This window comes from Streptomyces sp. NPDC046465 (assembly GCF_040646035.1).
GTDB lineage: Bacteria > Actinomycetota > Actinomycetes > Streptomycetales > Streptomycetaceae > Streptomyces.
In genome coordinates this window covers 149,019-164,990 of the sequence record NZ_JBEYZK010000012.1, presented here as the reverse complement: position 1 = coordinate 164,990, position 15,972 = coordinate 149,019, and the positions used below count along the sequence as shown (strand labels likewise).

Here is a 15,972-nt window from a genome sequence, read left to right as displayed (position 1 = left end):
TCCGCACCATCGTGCGATCAGCAACGCGCCCAAGTCTACACAGTTTTCGAGGGTGCTCCGCACACCCCCTCGTCAGGCCTATGAGCAGCGCTTTCCGTCCTTCGGGACGGTGCCCTTCAGGAGGTACGCGTTGATCGTCGAGTCGACGCACTCGCTGCCGCGGCCGAACGCCGTGTGGCCGTCGCCCTCGTAGGTGAGGAGGTGGCCGGAGGAGAGCTGGGAGGCCAGGGCCTTGGCCCAGCGGTAGGGGGTCGCCGGGTCGCGGGTCGTGCCCACGACCACGATCGGGGCCGCGCCCTTCGCCTCGATGCGGTGTGCCACGCCGGTGGCCCGCACCGGCCAGTACGTGCAGTTCAGCGAGGTCCAGGCGAGGCCCTCGCCGAAGACCGGGGAGGCCTTCTCGAAGGCGGGCACCGCCTTCTCCACGTCGTCCGGTGAGCTGAAGGCGGCCGGCAGGTCCAGGCAGTTCACGGCCGCGTTGGCGAACATGAGGTTCGCGTACTTTCCGTCGCTGTCCCGCTCGTAATAGCCGTCGGAGAGGGCGAGCAGGCCCGAACCGTCCCTGTTCTTCATCGCCGAGGTGAGCGCGTCACGCAGCTGGGGCCAGCCCGCCTCGTCGTACATCGCGGCGATCACGCCCGTCGTGGCGAGCGCCTCGCCGAGCTGTCGGCCTCCGCTGTCGCCCGTGTTCAGCGGCGTGCGGTCCAGTTCGTCGAGGAAAGCCTTCAGACGCTTGCCCGCGTCATCTGGGCTCTTGTCGCCCAGCTTGTCGCCCAGCGGGCAGTCCGCGCCACGCGCCACGCAGTCCTTCGCGAAGGACCGGAAAGCCGTCTCGAAGCCTGCGGTCTGGTCCTCGTTCATACGGCGTGCGGGCAGCGAGGGGTCCATCGCACCGTCGAGGACCAGCCGGCCCACCCGCGCGGGGTAGAGCTCCGCGTACGTCGCGCCGAGGAACGTCCCGTACGAGGCGCCGACGAACGACAGCTTCTCGTCACCGAGCACCGCGCGCAGGACGTCCATGTCGCGGGCCGCCTCGACCGTGGAGACATGCGGCAGGATCTCGGCCGACTGCTTCTCGCAGCCGTCCGCGAACTCCTTGAAGGCGGTGCTCAGGTCGGCCGTCTCGCGACGGTCGTCGGGCGTCACGTCGGTCTGCGTGTACGCGTCCATCCGCTTGCCGTCGAGGCAGGTGACGGGTTCGCTGCGGGCCACGCCGCGCGGGTCGACGGCCACCATGTCGTAGTGGGCGCGGACCTCCTCGGGGTAGCCCAGACCCGCGTACGACTGGAGGTAGCCGATCGCCGAGCCACCGGGGCCGCCGGGGTTGACCAGGAGCGAGCCGAGACGGCCGCTCTTCTTGGTGGCCTTCTTGGTGGCCTTCTTGCGGGCCACCGCCAGCTTGACGTCGCCCGAGGCAGGCTTCGCGTAATCGCGCGGGACCTTCATGGAGGTGCACTCGAAGCCGGGGGCACCGCACGCGCGCCAACTCAGCTTCTGCCCGTAGTACGGGGCGAGCTCGGCCGGCACCGAACGGGACACCGACGCCAGGGAGGCGTCCGCCGTCGAACTCTTCGTCGAGCAGCCGGAGATGAGCAGCCCGGCGCTCACGAGCAGAGTGCCCCACGTGCGGAGCGAAGGGTGACGGCTGCGACGGCCGCGACGGCCGCGACGGCTGGTTTCCATCACGCGAGGGTAACGCTCCGCGAGGTGACGATCACTCATGGCACTCGTACGAGTGACTCGGTCAATCCCGTGTCGCGACACACCCCCGCGACACACCCCCGCGACACACCCACACGGCACACCCACGCGACACACCCTGCGAGCCAGCCCTCACCCCGCCCGGAGCGCCACCGTCATCGCCTCGACCGCCAGCAGCGGCGCCACGTTCCGGTCCAGGGCGGTGCGGCAGGCACCGATGGCCTCGATGCGGCGCAGTGTCGCCTCGGGCGAGGTGCCCAGGGCCATCCGCTCCAGCATGTCCTGCACCTCGGTGTTGGCGATCGCCACCCGTGAACCCAACTGCAGGGCCAGCACGTCCCGGTAGAGCCCGGTCAGTTCGATGAGCGCGAGTTCGAGGCTGTCGCGCTGCGTCCGGGTCTTGCGGCGCTTCTGCCGGTCCTCGAGCTCCTTCATCACGCCGGCCGTGCCACGCGGCATCCGGCCGCCCTGCCCCGCGCCGAGCGCCGCCTTCAGCTCCTCGGTCTCCTTGGTGTCGACCTCCTCGGCGACCTGCTTCGCGTCCTCGGAAGCCGTGTCGATCAGCTCCTGCGCCGCCTTCAGGCAGCCGCCGATCTCCGTCACCCGCAGCGGCAGCTTCAGGACGGCGGCCCTGCGCTCCCGCGCGCGCGGGTCGGTGGCCAGCCGCCGGGCACGGCCGATGTGCCCCTGCGTGGCGCGCGCCGCGGCCGCCGCCACGTCCGGCTCGATGCCGTCTCTCCGTACGAGCACGTCGGCGACCGCGTGCACCGGGGGCGTACGCAGTGTCAGGTGCCGGCAACGGGAACGGATGGTCGGCAGCACGTCCTCAAGGGAGGGCGCGCAGAGCAGCCACACGGTGCGGGGGGCGGGCTCCTCCACGGCCTTCAGGAGTACGTTCCCCGCGCCTTCCGTGAGGCGGTCGGCGTCCTCCAGAACGATGACCTGCCACCGCCCGACCGCGGGCGAGAGCTGGGCCCGGCGGACGAGTTCGCGGGTCTCCTTCACGCCGATGGACAGCATGTCCGTACGCACCACTTCCACGTCGGCGTGGGTGCCGACGAGGCTGGTGTGACAGCCGTCGCAGAAGCCGCAGCCGGGGGCGCCGCCGAGCGCGCGGTCCGGGCTTGTGCACTGCAAGGCGGCGGCGAAGGCGCGGGCGGCGGTGGCCCCTCCGGAGCCGGGCGGGCCCGTGAACAGCCAGGCGTGCGTCATCTTCGACGACTCCGGCGGCGGAGTGCCGGCGGTGGTCGCGGTCACGAGCGCGTCGGCGTCCCGAGCGGCAGCACCCAGCTGCTCGCTCACCCGCTCCTGACCCACCAAGTCGTCCCACACGCTCATGGGGTCACCGCCTTACGCTGCGCTCTGCTCCGGCCCGGACGCCGAGGTCCGGTGTGCCACCGGGTTCCGGTGTGCCACCAGGTTCCGGTCTGACACCGGGTTCCGGCCTGACACCGGACTGGACTGCCCATTGTGGAGGACGCCACTGACAATCCCCGCGGCCCCGCAGGCCGTGGGGCTCCGTGCGGGCTCCGTGAGGGCTTCGTGCGGACTCCGCAGGGCTCAGCGGCCCTTGCGCCCGCGGCGCCCCCGCCTGCCCTCGTCCTGGTTCTCCTCGTCCTCGCCCTCGCCCTCGCCCTCGTGCGACCCGAGCAGCTCGTCGGCGAGCGACGGCAGATCGTCGAGCGGCGTCTCCTCGGCCCAGTCGGAACGGGGCCGCTGAGGCACTCCCTGCTCGTCGATCTGGGGCAGTTCCCGGGTCCGCTCGTTCGGGCTCTCGGACGACTGCGCGGGCCGCTCGTCCCGGAAGTACCCCGACGGAACCTTGTCCTCCGAGACGGTCGGCAATACGGCCGTCTCGTCTGCGGCGCCCTCGGGAGCGGGCCCGTGCGCTCCGACCGCCGGAAGAACGGCCGTCTCATCGGCCGCCCCGGCGGGCGGCGTCACGACGGGCGTGGCCACGGTGGTCTCGTTGTCCGTCTCAGGCTGTTCCGGGGACGGATTCTTCTGCTCGGATGCCGGAGCCGGTGCCGGTGCCCAATCCGCCTTCTGCTCCGCCTTCTGCGCAGAGGCAGGCCCAGCAGGCCCAGGCCCAGGCCCAGCAGAGGCCGACCTCGAAGAAGCCGCCGCAGCCGCAGCCGCCGCCGCGGAAGCCGCCGCGAGCCGCCGCGCCTCTTCCGCCCGCAGCAGCGCCTCCTCGGCCTTCCGCTGCTTCTCGAGCCGACGCTCCTCCGCCTCGGCCCGCCGCCGTGCCTCTTCCTCGGCCTCCTTGCGGCGCCGCTCCTCCTCGGCCGCCCGGACCTTCTCCTCGGCCAGCAGCCTGGCCTGCTCCTCCTCGGCCTTGCGGCGTGCCTCCTCGGCGCGCTTCTTGGCCTCTTCGGCCTGCCGCTCGGCCTCGCGGCGCTGGGCCTCCTCGAGCTCGCGCCGCTTGCGCGCCTCCTCCTCGGCACGGAGCTTGGCGAGCTGCTCCTGGCGCTCGCGCTCCAGACGCTCCTCCTCGGCCTTGCGCGCGGCCTCTTCCTCGGCCTTGCGCTTCGCCTCCTCCTCGGCGGCCTTGCGGGCCTCTTCCCGCGCCTTCACCTCGGCCTCGGAGAGCGGGAGCACCACGTCGAGCCGGTGCCGGATCACGGTCGTGACCGCCTCCGGCTCCTGGGCGGCGTCGACGATCAGGTACCGCCCCGGGTCGGCGGCGGCGAGGGTGAGGAAACCGGAGCGCACGCGCGCGTGGAACTCGGCGGGCTCCGACTCAAGGCGGTCGGGCGCCTCCGTGAACCGCTCGCGGGCGGCCTCGGGGGACACGTCGAGCAGGCAGGTCAGGTGCGGTACGAGGCCGCCGGTCGCCCATCGGTTGATGCGGGCGATCTCGGTCGGCGACAGGTCGCGCCCTGCGCCCTGGTAGGCGACGGAGGAGTCGATGTAGCGGTCGGAGATGACCACGGCGCCGCGCTCCAGAGCGGGGCGCACGACCGTGTCGACGTGCTCCGCGCGGTCGGCGGCGTACAGCAGCGCTTCGGAGCGGTGCGAGAGACCGGCCGATGACACGTCCAGGAGGATCGACCGCAGCCGCTTGCCGACGGGCGTCGCCCCCGGCTCGCGGGTGACGACGACCTCGTGGCCCTTGGCGCGGATCCACTCGGCGAGCGCCTCGGCCTGCGTCGACTTGCCGGCGCCGTCGCCGCCCTCCAGTGCGATGAAGAAGCCGGTGGCGCAGGTCCCCTGTGCCGGGTCGTCGCCGCCGCGCAGCGCGTCGAGCAGGTCGTGCCGGAGCGGAACGCCCTGCCGGTCGTCGGCCTTGGCCAGGACCAGCGCGGCCACCGGCAGCAGCAGCGCGCCGACCAGCATCAGCGTGAAGGCGGCGCCGCCGTGGTCGAAGACGAACTTGCCGTTGACCATGCGGTGCGGCCCGATCGCCGCGGCGACCACCGGGGCCACCAGCGCGCCGAGCGCGAGCGTGAGACGAACGACCGCGTGGAGGTGCTCCGTGGTGCGGGCCCTGCGGTAGTCCTCGACCTCCTGGTCGAGGAGCGCGTGCCCGGTGTTCGCGGCGACGCCCGCGCAGACCCCCGCGAGGGCGAGGAGCAGCAGCACGGTCGTCACGTCGGGCACGAGGCCCGCGGCGAGCAGCGCGATGCCGGTGAGGGCGATGGCGAGCGCGAGCAGGCGGCGGCGCGAGAGCGAGGGCAGCAGGGACGGCGCGGTGCGGATGCCGACGGCGGTGCCGCCGGTGAGGGCGAGGACGATCAGGCCGTACGTGACGGGTCCGCCGCCGAGGTCCTTGGCGTGCAGTACGGCGACGGCGACGGCAGCCGCGACGGCTCCGGCGACGGCGGCGCAGGCCAGGACGAGGAGCGGGATCGCGCCGGTGCGGCCCTTGTCCGTGGTGGTGCCGGTGCGCGGCCTGCGCAGCCCTTCGAGCGGGCTACGCGCGCGTGGCGTCTGCGCACCGGGAAGTTCGAGGAAGTAGACGATCGAGAGCGACGCGGCGAAGAGGCCGGCCGCCACGAACGAGGCGAGCCCGGCCTGGTGCAGGTCGAACCAGTCGAGACCGGCGCCCAGGAGGTTCCCGATGAGCGTGATGCCGACGAGGATCACGGCCGCGACGGGCAGCGCGAGGAATCCCGTGCGCAGGGACAGGCGCCGCAGGGCGTCCATGTGGTCCGGCAGCGGCCTTATCGTCGCGCCCTCCAGGGGCGGCGCGGGCAGCAGCGCGGGGGCCGCGCTCTCCTTGGCGACGGTCCAGAAGCGCTCGGCGACGCCGATGACGAAGGACGTCACCAGAAGCACCGCGAGGGCGTCGTCGGGCGTCCAGTCGATCCACAGCGGCGCGACGATCAGCAGCGCGGCCCGCACGCCGTCGGCCCCGATCATGGTCCAGCGGCGGTCGAGCGGTCCGTCCGGGGAGGTGAGCGAGGTGAGCGGCCCGAGAAGCACTGCTCCGAAGAGCAGCGTCGCGAGAACGCGCGCTCCGAAGACGGCGGTTACGGCGAGGGCCACCCCCCGGTAACCGCCGCCGAAGGCGCCTTCGGCGATGGCGGACTGGAGCGCGAGGATCACCAGAACGAGGAGCGCGAGCGCGTCGCCGACACTGTCGACGAGGTGGGCGCTCCACAGGCGCTTCAGTGGGGGTACGCGCAGCAAGGCGCGGACGGCACGCTCTCGGGAATCTGCGACCAGGGCGTCGTCGGGGGCCGGGATTCCGGCCGTTGGCTGCTCGGCACGCGTCATCCGTCCAGCCTATCTGGACGGACTGACTCCCCGCCGAGCCACCCGAACAAACGACCGTCTGGTCCATCTGGTCCCGTTGCAGGCGGAACGTGCCGTTTCAGGGGGTGCACGACCCAGTTGTTCAGACGGTGCACAGCCCGGTGCCGGGTGCCTCACTGGAGGCACCCGGCACCGGGCAGGTAGTAGGCGCGGAGGTCAGTCCTCCGAAGCCGCCTCGGACGAGGCCGCCGTCGACGAGGCCGCCGTCGACGAGGCCGCCGTCTTGGCCGCCGTCTTCTTTGCGGTCGTCTTCTTCGCCGCGGTGGTCGTCTTCTTGGCCGCAGTCTTCTTGGCAGCGGTCTTCTTGGCGGGTGCCTTCTTCGCGGCGGCCTTCTTCGCGGGCGCCTTCTTGGCCGTCTTCTTGGCCGGCCCCTTCGCCCGCTTCTCCGCGAGGAGTTCGTAGCCCCGTTCCGGAGTGATGTCCTCCACGGAGTCCGCCGCCCGCAGCGTCGCGTTCGTCTCGCCGTCGGTGACGTACGCGCCGAAGCGGCCGTCCTTGACCACGACCGGCTTCTTGCTGACCGGGTCCTCGCCGAGCTCCTTGAGCGGCGGCTTCGCCGCGGCGCGGCCACGCTGCTTCGGCTTGGAGTAGATCTCCAGAGCCTCCTCCAGCGTGATCGTGAAGAGCTGGTCCTCGGTGTCGATGGAGCGCGAGTCCGTGCCCTTCTTCAGATACGGGCCGTACCGGCCGTTCTGCGCGGTGATCTCGACGCCCTCGGCGTCGGCGCCGACCACGCGCGGCAGGGACATCAGCTTGAGGGCGTCCGCGAGGGTGACCGTGTCGAGCGACATGGACTTGAAGAGCGAGGCGGTGCGCGGCTTGACCGCGTTCTTGCCGGTCTTCGGGGTGCCCTCGGGGAGGATCTCCGTCACGTACGGGCCGTAGCGGCCATCCTTGGCGACGATCTGGCGGCCCGTCTCGGGGTCCGCGCCCAGCTCGAAGTCGCCGCTCGGCTTGGCGAGCAGTTCCTCCGCGTACTCGATGGTCAGCTCGTCGGGCGCCAGGTCGTCGGGGACGTCCGCGCGCTGGTGGTTCTCGGAGTCGCGCTCGCCCCGCTCGATGTAGGGGCCGTAGCGGCCGACGCGCAGCATGACGTCGTTGCCGACCGGGAAGGACGACACCTCGCGGGCGTCGATCGCGCCGAGGTCGGTGACGAGCTCCTTGAGTCCGCCGAGGTGGTCGCCGTCGCCGTTGCCCGCCTCGGCGGCGCTGCCGGAGCCCTCGCCCTCGCCGAAGTAGAAGCGCCGCAGCCACGGCACGGCCTGCGCCTCACCGCGGGCGATGCGGTCGAGGTCGTCCTCCATCTTGGCGGTGAAGTCGTAGTCGACGAGCCGGCCGAAGTGCTTCTCGAGGAGGTTGACGACGGCGAACGAAAGGAACGAGGGAACGAGCGCCGTCCCCTTCTTGAAGACGTATCCGCGGTCGAGGATCGTGCCGATGATCGACGCGTACGTCGACGGGCGGCCGATCTCGCGCTCTTCGAGCTCCTTGACCAGGCTGGCCTCGGTGTAGCGGGCCGGGGGCTTGGTGGCGTGGCCGTCGACGGAGATCTCGTCGGCGGAGAGCGGGTCGCCCTCGTTGACCTGCGGAAGCCTGCGCTCGCGGTCGTCCAGCTCGGCGTTCGGGTCGTCGGCGCCCTCTACGTAGGCCTTGAGGAAGCCGTGGAAGGTGATGGTCTTGCCGGACGCGCTGAACTCGGCGTCGCGGCCGTCGGAGGCGCGGCCGCCGATCTTCACCGTGACGGAGTTCCCGGTCGCGTCCTTCATCTGGGAGGCGACGGTCCGCTTCCAGATCAGCTCGTAGAGCCGGAACTGGTCGCCGGTCAGGCCGGTCTCGGCGGGCGTGCGGAAACGATCACCCGACGGGCGGATCGCCTCGTGCGCCTCCTGCGCGTTCTTGACCTTCCCGGCGTACGTGCGCGGCTTGTCCGGCAGGTAGTCGCTGCCGTAGAGCTGCGTGACCTGCTTGCGGGCGGCGGTGACCGCCGTGTCGGACAGGGTCGTGGAGTCCGTACGCATGTAGGTGATGAAGCCGTTCTCGTACAGCTTCTGGGCCACCTGCATGGTCGCCTTGGCGCCGAAGCCGAGCTTGCGGCTCGCCTCCTGCTGCAGCGTCGTCGTACGGAACGGGGCGTACGGCGAGCGGCGGTACGGCTTCGACTCGACGGAGCGTACGGAGAACCGGGTCTCCTGGAGGGCGGCGGCCAGCGCGCGGGCGTTGGCCTCGTCCAGGTGGAGGGTGCCCGTGCTGTTGGCCTTCAGCTGACCGACGGAGGTGAAGTCGCGGCCCTGGGCGACGCGCTTGCCGTCGACCGTGGTGAGGCGGGCGACCAGCTGCGAGGGGTCGGAGGCGTCACCGGCGCGGCCGGTGGCGAAGGTGCCGGTCAGGTCCCAGTACTCGGCGGAGCGGAAGGCGATGCGCTCGCGCTCCCGCTCGACGACGAGGCGGGTGGCGACGGACTGCACGCGGCCGGCCGACAGGCGCGGCATGACCTTCTTCCACAGGACCGGCGAGACCTCGTAGCCGTAGAGGCGGTCGAGGATACGGCGGGTCTCCTGGGCGTCGACCATGCGCTTGTTGAGCTCGCGCGGGTTGGCGACGGCGCTGCGGATCGCGTCCTTGGTGATCTCGTGGAAGACCATCCGGTGGACGGGGACCTTGGGCTTCAGGACCTCGAGGAGGTGCCACGCGATGGCTTCGCCCTCGCGGTCCTCATCGGTGGCGAGGAAGAGTTCGTCGGAGTCCTTCAGAAGGTCCTTGAGCTTCTTGACCTGCGCCTTCTTGTCGGAGTTGACGACATAGATGGGCTGGAAGTCGTGCTCGACGTCCACGCCGAGGCGGCGCACCTCACCGGTGTACTTCTCGGGCACCTCCGCGGCGCCGTTGGGGAGGTCACGGATGTGCCCGACGCTGGCCTCGACTACGTAGCCGGGGCCGAGGTAGCTCTTGATCGTCTTCGCCTTGGCAGGCGACTCGACGATGACGAGTCGGCGGCCGCCCTGTGCGGTCTCGCTGGTCGGGGACAACTTCGCTCTTCTCTCCGGTCGACGCTCGGTGGCACTGCGCGGTCGCGTTGCTCGATGGCAGTGCGGTGGCAGTGCCCGCATGGCTGGCAGTGCCCGCATGGCTTGCGTTGCGCTGTCGCTGCGGAGTGTGACGGTACATCCCGCCCCCGTGTCAAACGGGGAAAGCCCGCAACGGCCACTCGAACGGTAACCCGACTACCGCCATTCCTGCCGCCCGGAGTGGCGGTCCGCTGTTTCGGCACCGGCCCCGGCCACCGGCCGGGCCACACCTGCGTGATCACCGGGAACGGAGTGTCCGGCGGGTCGGAAGGAGAGCGTCCGCACGGTGGCGAGCGACGCGTCGGCAGGGCCGGGAGAGGAGTGTTTCACCGGGCCCGGAAGGGATCGGGCACCCATCGGGCACCTTGCCGTGGCGGTGGGGCCCGCGCCCGATCGGGGTCCGGGCGTAAGGCCGCCCGATCAACCGGAACGACGCGGTCCGCCGCGCCGTCGAGGCAGCCTCACAGCCTCGTGAAGCACCACACGCCGAGGAGCAGCGCGCCCGATCCGGCGAGCGTGGCGAGTGTGACCGATGCGACGGGGCTCACACCCTGGGCGACCGGGGCGCGGTGCGCGACGCGCGCACCGGTCCACAGCAGCAGTCCGGCGCCGAACAGCGCGAACACCGTCCCCGCGAAGATCGCTGGCCCGCTCTCCATGGTCTGCATGGTCTGCCTCCCCGTGCCGGAATCCCTGCGAGACCCCCTGCCGGGAGGCTGACACGTACGGAAATCGGGAGAGCGAAATCGGGGTGAACGACGGACGGCCTTGCCGACTCGTCCCCGCGCGTGTTTCCGGGCCGCTCGTCCCCGCGCGTGTTCCCGGGCCGCTCGTCCCCGCGCGTCTTTCCGGGCCGCTCGTCCCCGCGCGTCTTTCCGGGCCGCCCGGCTCGCTACTCCCCGACCGGCACGCGCTACTCCCCGACCGGCAGCAGGAAGCCCTGCTGTACGAGGAGCCTGATCTGCGCGGGCGTCCGGTCGCGCAGCAACACCGGGTCCTCCCCGACCAGTTGGGCGATGGCGTCCAGGATCCGACCCGCGCTCAGCGAGCCGTCGCAGACGCCCGCGAACCCCGCGCCCACCGTGTCCACCTTGGTGGCGCGCCGCATCCCGCGGTTCTGGCGCAGCACGACGTGCTCCGGGTCCTCGGCGCCCGGCAGCCCGACCTGCTCCTGCACGACCTCGTCGGCGAGCTTGAAGTGCCCGGTGAGCAGCGCCGCGTCGTCGTGCGTCCGCAGATAGTCCTGGCGCCCGAAGAACTCCCGCACGGTGTCGCCGAGCGGCTGCTCGACGGGGTGCGGCCATTCCTCCACGGTGACGGACGGCTCGGCGGCACCGCTCTTCCTGAGCGTGATCCAGCCGAATCCGACGGCCCGCGTGCCCCGCGCCTCGAACTCGTCGAGCCACGCGTCGTACCGCGCCGCGTACTGCCCGGGGTCCGTGCGGTGGTCCCCCGCGTCCCGCAGCCACAGCTCGGCGTACTGCGTGATGTCCTGCACCTCGCGCTGCACGATCCAGGCGTCGCAGTCGCGCGGCACCCAGGAGCGCAGGCGGTCCTGCCACTCCTCGCCGTCCACGTGCTGCCAGTTGGCCAGGAAGTGCGCGTACCCCCCTTCGTTCAAGTGCTCCCCCGCCTCCTGAACGAGCGACCGGCACAGATCGTCCCCGCCCATCCCCCCGTCCCGATAGGTGAGCCGGGCCCCCGGCGAGATCACGAACGGCGGGTTCGACACGATCAGGTCGTACGTCTCGTCGGCCACCGGCCCGTACAGCGAGCCCTCCCGCAGATCCGCCTCCGGGGCCCCGGAGAGCGCCAGGGTGAGCCGGGTGAAGCGCAGGGCGCGGGGGTTGAGGTCGGTCGCGGTCACGCGCGTGGCGTGCTGCGCGGCGTGCAGCGCCTGGATGCCTGACCCGGTGCCGAGGTCGAGGGCGCTCGCGACGGGCGTACGCACCGTGATCCCCGCGAGCGTCGTGGACGCGCCGCCGACGCCGAGGACGACGCCTTCCTCGTGGCTGCCGATGCCGCCGGCGCCGCCGACCGCGCACCCCAGGTCGGAGACGATGAACCAGTCCTCACCGCTCGGCCCGCCGTACGGCCGCACGTCCACGGTCGCCCGCAGCTCACGGTCGGATCCGGCGCTCTTCTCGTCCTCGGCCAGCCAACCGCTCTCCAGGAGCACGTCGACGGGCAGAACGTCCGCCACGCGTGCGTGCGGCACGGTTTCCTGCAGCAGGAAGAGGCGTACGAGCGTCGCGAGCGCACCGCCCCCGCGGGTGGCCCGCAGCGCGGGCACGGTCTCGCTGCGGGCGAGCGCGGTGTACGCGGGCGCCCCGAGCAGCTCGAGCAGCCCGTCAGCGGTGAAGTCGGCGCCGAGCAGGGCCTCCCGCAGGGAGACGGCCGCGTCGGCGTGGTCGGACGAGGGCAGGGGGAGGCTGGCGTTACTCACTCCCCCATTGTGGCCCGCCCGGTGCGCCGACGCCCCCAGCACCGTGTGTGGCGCCGGGGGCGTCGGGAACGCAGGGACCGTACGGAGTCGCCCGGGACCGTATGGAGTCGCCCGGGACCGTACGGAGTCGGCTGGACCGTACGGAGTCGCCCGGACCGTACGGAGTCGGCTAGCTCTTGGCGGAGGGCGTGGCGGACGCGCTCTTGCAGCTGTCCTGCTTGCCCATCGCCTTGCCGACCTCCCCCTCCTGCAGCTTCTCCAGCGCTTCGTTGCCGCTCTTGCTCAGCTTGTCCAGCTCGCCCGCAACGTCCTTGAGGCCGTCGGCGAAGTCCGCCTGGTTCTTGGTGTCCAAGCCGTCGACCTGCTTCTTCAGGCCCCCGTAGGACTTGGAGATGGAGTTGAGTTCCTTGACGGCGTCGTCCGCCTTCTTCTTCCCGTCGTCGGCCGGCGGCGCACCCGCGCTCTTCACGGCGTTGCCCATCGACTTGTAGGCGTCGGACATGTCCTGGAACGCCTTGGAGTCGGTCTTCTGGACGTCGGACGGGGAGCTGTTGTCGGATGTCTCCTTCTGGATCGCGGCGTTGGCGTCCGCGATCTTCTTCGACTGGGGCTGGACGGAGTCGCAGACCTTCTTGGCCCAGTTGTCGAGCTTCTCGTTGCCGTCGTCGCTGCTGCACCCTGACAAAGCGAGTACCAGTACCGCACCGCCGGACAGTGCGGCTGCAAGCTTCTTGTTCACCGGATTGGTCCCTTCCATGGCTCTCGGCCCCGGAACTTACACGCCGACTGGGCGACAACCGCATGCCAGGGGACCGGTACTGCCGCTATTGCAGCCATTTGCACCAAGCGGCGCACGGCACGCGAGAGAAGGCTCACGACGCGTCCCACACCCACCGAAGGGCGCACGGCAACGGGCGGACGGTGCCTCAAAAAGCACCGTCCGCCCGCGCGTTGGGCAGAGCCCGACCAGGAGTGACGAAGTCCCCGCTACGAGACCACGGCAGGGTCGGCCGGTTTGGCCACCCGCTCGGCGCTGCCCTCGTCCCCGACGGCGATGCCCCGCCGCTTGGAGACGTAGACCGCGCCGACGATGATCGCGATGGAGAGCGCCGCGATCAGCACCCGCATCCCGACGCTGGCGTCGTCCCCGTAGCTGAACTTGATGACCGCGGGCGCGATGAGCAGCGCCACCAGGTTCATCACCTTCAGCAGGGGGTTGATCGCCGGGCCCGCGGTGTCCTTGAACGGGTCGCCGACCGTGTCACCGATGACGGTCGCGGCGTGCGCCTCGCTTCCCTTGCCGCCGTGGTGGCCGTCCTCGACGAGCTTCTTGGCGTTGTCCCACGCACCACCGGAGTTGGCGAGGAAGACCGCCATGAGGGTGCCCGTGCCGATCGCGCCCGCGAGGAACGAGCCGAGCGCGCCGACGCCGAGCGAGAACCCGACCGCGATCGGGGTGAGCACGGCGAGCAGACCCGGCGTGGCCAGCTCGCGCAGCGCGTCCTTGGTGCAGATGTCGACGACGCGCCCGTACTCCGGCTGCTCGGTGTAGTCCATGATCCCGGGGTGCTCGCGGAACTGCCGCCGCACCTCGTAGACCACGGCGCCCGCCGACCGCGACACCGCGTTGATCGCCAGCCCCGAGAAGAGGAAGACGACCGCGGCTCCGAGGATGAGCCCCACCAGGTTGTTGGGCTGTGAGATGTCCATCACGAGGTTCATCGGCGCACCGTCGCCCAGTTTCTCGTCGACGTCCTTGGCCGCTTCCGCGATGGCGTCGCGGTACGACCCGAAGAGCGCCGACGCCGCGAGGACCGCGGTCGCGATGGCGATGCCCTTGGTGATGGCCTTGGTGGTGTTGCCGACGGCGTCCAGGTCGGTGAGCACCCGCGCGCCCGCGCCCTCGACGTCGCCGGACATCTCGGCGATGCCCTGCGCGTTGTCGGAGACGGGTCCGAAGGTGTCCATGGCGACGATGACGCCGACCGTGGTCAGCAGTCCCGTACCGGCGAGCGCGACCGCGAAGAGGGCGAGCATGATCGACGTACCGCCGAGCAGGAACGCCCCGTACACGCCGAGCCCGATCAGGAGCGCGGTGTAGACGGCCGATTCCAGACCGAGCGAGATGCCGGCCAGGACCACGGTGGCCGGGCCGGTGAGCGAGGTCTTCCCGATGTCCCGCACGGGACGCCGGCTGGTCTCGGTGAAGTAGCCGGTGAGCTGCTGGATCAGCGCGGCCATCACGATGCCGATGGCCACGGCGACGAGCGCGAGAACCCGCGGATCGCCGTCGTGGCCCTTGATCGCCGCGTCCGTGACGCCATCCAGGTCCGTGTACGAGGACGGCAGGTACGCGTAGACCGCAGCGGCCACGAGCGCCAGTGAGATGAACGCGGAGATGAAGAATCCGCGGTTGATGGCGCTCATGCCGCTGCGGTCGGAGCGCCGGGGCGCCACCGCGAAGATGCCGATCATCGCCGTCACGACACCGATGGCCGGGACGATCAGCGGGAAGGCGAGCCCGGAGTCACCGAACGCCACCTTCCCGAGGATCAGCGCGGCGACCAGCGTCACGGCGTACGACTCGAAGAGGTCGGCGGCCATACCGGCACAGTCGCCGACGTTGTCGCCCACGTTGTCGGCGATGGTCGCGGCATTGCGCGGATCGTCCTCCGGAATGCCCTGCTCGACCTTGCCGACCAGGTCGGCGCCGACGTCGGCGGCCTTGGTGAAGATGCCGCCGCCGACACGCATGAACATCGCGATCAGCGCCGCGCCGAGGCCGAAGCCTTCGAGCACCTTCGGCGCGTCGGCCGCGTAGACGAGCACCACACAGGAGGCGCCCAGAAGACCGAGCCCCACCGTGAACATGCCGACTACGCCGCCCGTGCGGAAAGCGATCTTCATGGCCTTGTGCGAGACGGCGGTGAGATCCTTTTCCGGCTCACCTTCCGCCGGGGTGGCCTCTCGGGCGGCGGCTGCGACGCGCACATTGCTGCGTACGGCGAGCCACATGCCGATATAGCCGGTGGTCGCCGAGAACGCCGCACCGATCAAGAAGAAGATCGATCGGCCGGCGCGCTGATTCCAGTCGTCTGCGGGCAGCAGCATGAGCAGGAAGAACACCACGACGGCGAATACGCCGAGAGTGCGCAACTGTCGCCCCAGATAGGCATTCGCGCCTTCCTGGACCGCTGCCGCGATCTTCTTCATGCTGTCGGTGCCCTCGCCTGCCGCGAGCACCTGGCGGACCAGTACGCCCGCGACGACGAGCGCCGCGAGTGCGACGGCCGCGACGACCATCACGATGAGGCGATTGTCATCTGTCAGGACTGCGGCTGCGAAGGTTGAGGGGTGGTCAAACTGATGAGGGGTAGAAAGCCCCGCCATTCGTCCTCCTTGGCGCTTGGGCTGAGCTCAAGATGTGGACGGATTGTAGGGAGCGGAACCTGATCAAAACAGAGCGCCACAAACGGAATTGACCTGAGATTGCTTCTCAGCAAATGATCGCGGGCGAGGATTGGCCCCAAAAGCGGTAATGCCTTAAAACCGTTGACGCCGATTCGTCGATCTAGGTCGATAAATGATCAGAAAAAGAAAAGCCCCAGTTCAACGCGGTGCCGACAGGCCTCCGGGGAGCCGCGAGCGGGAGCGCGACGGGGGCAGCGGGGTGCCTCGGTGCGGTGGGGCGAAGTGACGCGGGGATGACCCGGGAGGGCGCGCGGAGGGCCCGGGGAGGATGAGGCCGGGAAGAGGCGGGGGCGAGGCGGGTTCGCGAGCCGCTGGGGCGCCGAGGAGCTGGGCGGAGGCGGCGCGGGAAAGGGGCCTGATCGGGGCTGATTGCGGCCTGATCTGGTCGGCATGCGGCCGGGGCAGATCAGGTGGGCGCGCGGGCGTGTCGCGAGTGGGACACGTCGGCCGGGGCCTGAGGCGCCTGAGGCAGGGCGGGCGGGCCTAGATATCCGGAGAGGGCCCAGAGCAGGGCGGACCGCCAGGTC

8 protein-coding genes are annotated in these 15,972 nt (G+C 71.0%); all 8 read right to left on the bottom strand.

What is annotated here, in order from left to right:
• Positions 1–78: 78 nt before the first annotated feature.
• Positions 79–1,683 carry an alpha/beta hydrolase gene (locus ABZ953_RS20320; RefSeq protein WP_361725543.1) on the bottom strand — a complete coding sequence of 535 codons (1,605 nt, stop codon included), beginning with the start codon at positions 1,681–1,683 and terminating at the stop codon, positions 79–81.
• A gap of 150 nt (positions 1,684–1,833) precedes the next feature.
• On the bottom strand, positions 1,834–3,039 hold the full coding sequence (locus tag ABZ953_RS20315) for a DNA polymerase III subunit delta' (protein WP_361725540.1): 1,206 nt from the start codon (positions 3,037–3,039) through the stop codon (positions 1,834–1,836).
• A 222-nt stretch (positions 3,040–3,261) separates the two neighbouring features.
• The gene (gene tmk / locus ABZ953_RS20310) at positions 3,262–6,423 is read right to left on the bottom strand and encodes a dTMP kinase (protein ID WP_361725537.1); all 3,162 of its coding nucleotides are present in this window, start codon (positions 6,421–6,423) and stop codon (positions 3,262–3,264) included.
• 195 nt (positions 6,424–6,618) lie between these two features.
• Complete coding sequence (topA, locus tag ABZ953_RS20305) at positions 6,619–9,489, bottom strand: type I DNA topoisomerase (RefSeq protein ID WP_361725534.1); 2,871 nt, start codon at positions 9,487–9,489, stop codon at positions 6,619–6,621.
• Between the two features lie 500 nt (positions 9,490–9,989).
• On the bottom strand, positions 9,990–10,187 hold the full coding sequence (locus ABZ953_RS20300) for a hypothetical protein (protein ID WP_361725907.1): 198 nt from the start codon (positions 10,185–10,187) through the stop codon (positions 9,990–9,992).
• Between the two features lie 254 nt (positions 10,188–10,441).
• Positions 10,442–11,974, bottom strand: a complete 1,533-nt coding sequence (locus tag ABZ953_RS20295; RefSeq protein WP_361725531.1) for a class I SAM-dependent methyltransferase — start codon at positions 11,972–11,974, stop codon at positions 10,442–10,444.
• Between the two features lie 169 nt (positions 11,975–12,143).
• Positions 12,144–12,731: a small secreted protein gene (locus tag ABZ953_RS20290; protein WP_361725528.1), complete on the bottom strand. Its 588-nt coding sequence runs from the start codon at positions 12,729–12,731 to the stop codon at positions 12,144–12,146.
• Positions 12,732–12,961: 230 nt separating this feature from the next.
• A complete protein-coding gene (locus ABZ953_RS20285; RefSeq protein WP_361725525.1) occupies positions 12,962–15,364 on the bottom strand; it encodes a sodium-translocating pyrophosphatase in 2,403 nt (800 codons plus the stop codon).
• Positions 15,365–15,972 lie beyond the last annotated feature (608 nt).

Excerpts from the sequence above, each read along its gene's own strand:
- ABZ953_RS20320 (WP_361725543.1), bottom strand. The coding sequence starts at position 1,683 with ATGGAAACCAGCCGTCGCGGCCGTCGCGGCCGTCGCAGCCGTCACCCT.
- ABZ953_RS20315 (WP_361725540.1), bottom strand. The coding sequence starts at position 3,039 with ATGAGCGTGTGGGACGACTTGGTGGGTCAGGAGCGGGTGAGCGAGCAG.
- tmk (WP_361725537.1), bottom strand. The coding sequence starts at position 6,423 with ATGACGCGTGCCGAGCAGCCAACGGCCGGAATCCCGGCCCCCGACGAC.
- ABZ953_RS20300 (WP_361725907.1), bottom strand. The coding sequence starts at position 10,187 with ATGGAGAGCGGGCCAGCGATCTTCGCGGGGACGGTGTTCGCGCTGTTC.
- ABZ953_RS20290 (WP_361725528.1), bottom strand. The coding sequence starts at position 12,731 with ATGGAAGGGACCAATCCGGTGAACAAGAAGCTTGCAGCCGCACTGTCC.
- ABZ953_RS20285 (WP_361725525.1), bottom strand. The coding sequence starts at position 15,364 with ATGGCGGGGCTTTCTACCCCTCATCAGTTTGACCACCCCTCAACCTTC.